This is a genomic window from Desulfovibrio sp. 1188_IL3213 (assembly GCF_036763145.1).
Lineage (GTDB): Bacteria > Desulfobacterota > Desulfovibrionia > Desulfovibrionales > Desulfovibrionaceae > Desulfovibrio.
Genome location: NZ_JBAIYR010000655.1, coordinates 1 through 904, shown reverse-complemented (window position 1 = coordinate 904; position 904 = coordinate 1). Strand labels below are relative to the sequence as shown.

Sequence of the window (904 nt, the reverse complement as noted above, 5' to 3'; positions counted from 1 at the left end):
CGAACAGGCCAAGGCCGCCCTTATTGCCGACTGGCTCAAGGCTCGCGGCATCAGCGACCTTGTGCATGTCAACGCCCCCGACGACCGTGTTCCCTCCGGGATACGGCCCAACCTTGTCGCCCGCATTCCGGGCAGGACAAGGCGCACTCTCTGGCTTTTCGGCCACATGGACGTTGTTCCCCCCGGCGACCTTTCCGCATGGCAATCCGATCCGTGGCAGGTGCGGCGCGAGGGCGACATGCTCTATGGCCGTGGAGTGGAGGACAACCAGCAGGCCATAACAAGCATGCTGTTGCTGGCCGAAGAGCTTCAGCAGCACGGCATCACGCCGGAACTGAGCCTTGGCCTTGTTTTTATGGCCGACGAAGAAACGGGCAGCGCTTACGGGCTGGAGCACATCCTTACGGTCAGGCCCGAACTTTTCAGCAAGGACGACCTGTACATCGTGCCTGATGCGGGTTCGCGCCGGGGCGATGTCATCGAAGTGGCCGAAAAAGGCCAACTCTGGCTCAAAATCCGCACCATTGGCGAGCAGTGCCACGCATCAACTCCCCACAAGGGCCGCAATGCCTTTCTGGCCGGGGCGGACATGGCTCTCGCCTGCCACCGCGGCCTGCATGCCGCCTTTGGCCATACCGACCCTCTTTTCAATCCTCCCGCGTCCACCTTTGTTCCCGGAAAGCACGAGGCCAATGTACCCAACATCAATACCGTACCCGGCAACGATGTTTTTTATGTGGACTGCCGCCTTTTGCCACAGGTAACCCCGCAGGCAGTGCTGGACAAAGCCCGTGCTCTGGCGGACGAAGTGGAAGAACGCCACGGCGTGCGCATAGAAATCAGCGTGGTGCAGCGGCAGGCCGCTTCGAGCGTGGCGGAAAGCAGCCCGGTCGTGGCGACCCTC

The 904-nt window shown here is 61.9% G+C and carries 1 protein-coding gene; it reads left to right on the top strand.

From position 1 onward, the window contains the following. The coding region (locus V6C16_RS14325; RefSeq protein ID WP_333543568.1) for a M20 family metallo-hydrolase at positions 1-904 on the top strand (904 nt) is incomplete at both ends.